Here is a 1,254-nt window from a genome sequence, read left to right as displayed (position 1 = left end):
CCTGAACTGATGCACATCGCCTTCCCTTGACGAGGATTCACCATGCTCAAGTACTTCGATCCGCATATCCATATGGTCAGCCGCACCACCGACGACTACCAGAACATGGCCACCGCCGGCATCACCGGGGTCATCGAACCGGCATTCTGGCAAGGCCAGGCGCGCACCAGCCTGGGCAGTTTCGTCGACTATTTCGACACGCTGCTGGGTTGGGAACGCTTTCGCGCGAGCATGTTCGGCATCCATCACTTCTGCACCATCGGCCTGAACCCCAAGGAGGCCAATGACCTGTCGATTGCCAATGAAGTGCTGGAGATTCTGCCGCGTTACCTGGTCAAGGATGGCGTGGTGGCGGTGGGTGAAATCGGCTACGACGACATCACTCCCGAAGAGGACCGCTTCCTCGCCGCGCAACTGGAACTGGCCAAGCAATTCAACCTGCCGGTGCTGGTGCACACGCCGCACCGTGACAAGATCGGCGGCACCAAACGCACCCTCGCCGTCATCCGCGAAGTGGGGATTGCCGAACACCTGGTGATCATCGACCACCTCAACGAACTGACCTTGCCGCTGGTGCTCGACAGCGAGTGCTGGCGCGGCCATTCGATCTACCCCAACACCAAGATGTCGGAGCAGCGCATGGTCGCGTTGCTGCAGGAATACGGCACCGAAAAAATGGTGGTCAACAGCGCGGCGGACTGGGGCATCAGCGACCCGCTCAAGGTGCCCAAGACCGGCCAGGCGATGCTCGCGGCCGGGTTCAGTGCAGCCCAGGTGGAACAGGTGCTGTTCCATAACCCGGTGGACTTTTTTGCCCAGAGCGGCCAACTCGACAAGGCCCTGGTGAGCACGCCGCTGCCCATCGACCAACGCAAGCAATGGCAAGAAAACTCGGCCCTGCGTGGCCAGGACCCGGTGGTCAAATGAGCGCCGCCAAGGGCTGGGCGGCCAGCCAGATCGGCTATTGCAGCAATGTACACCCGGCACGCGACCTGGCCGGGCTGCGCGCCTCCATCACCGAGCATTTTCAGGGCGTGCGCACCTTGCGCGGGCTGGCCCAACAAGACAGCGGCCTGTGGATCTGCGCCCAGGCGGCGGCGCAATTACAGCACGCCCCGGCGCGCACGCAGTTTGTGCAGTTACTCAAGCAAAGCGGCGTGCGCCTGACCTCACTGAACGGTTTTCCCTATGGCGACTTCCACCAGGGCGCGGTGAAGGCCGAGGTGTATTTGCCCAGTTGGGCCGACCCGCAAC

The 1,254-nt window shown here is 62.4% G+C and carries 1 protein-coding gene and 1 pseudogene; both read left to right on the top strand.

Annotated features, from left to right (window positions below; genetic code table 11):
• The first annotated feature begins 42 nt into the window (after nucleotides 1-42).
• The gene (locus FEM54_RS32745; RefSeq protein ID WP_138454303.1) at nucleotides 43-927 is read left to right on the top strand and encodes a TatD family hydrolase; all 885 of its coding nucleotides are present in this window, start codon (nucleotides 43-45) and stop codon (nucleotides 925-927) included.
• A pseudogene (locus tag FEM54_RS32740) lies at nucleotides 924-1,254 on the top strand (metabolite traffic protein EboE); the annotation flags it as partial. The gene FEM54_RS32745 and the pseudogene FEM54_RS32740, both read left to right, overlap by 4 nt.

The organism is Pseudomonas edaphica, from assembly GCF_005863185.1.
Lineage (GTDB): Bacteria > Pseudomonadota > Gammaproteobacteria > Pseudomonadales > Pseudomonadaceae > Aquipseudomonas > Aquipseudomonas edaphica.
The sequence above is the reverse complement of the archived record's forward strand: the minus strand, read 5'-3'. Positions and strand labels throughout refer to the sequence as shown.

Excerpts from the sequence above, each read along its gene's own strand:
- FEM54_RS32745 (WP_138454303.1), top strand. The coding sequence starts at position 43 with ATGCTCAAGTACTTCGATCCGCATATCCATATGGTCAGCCGCACCACC.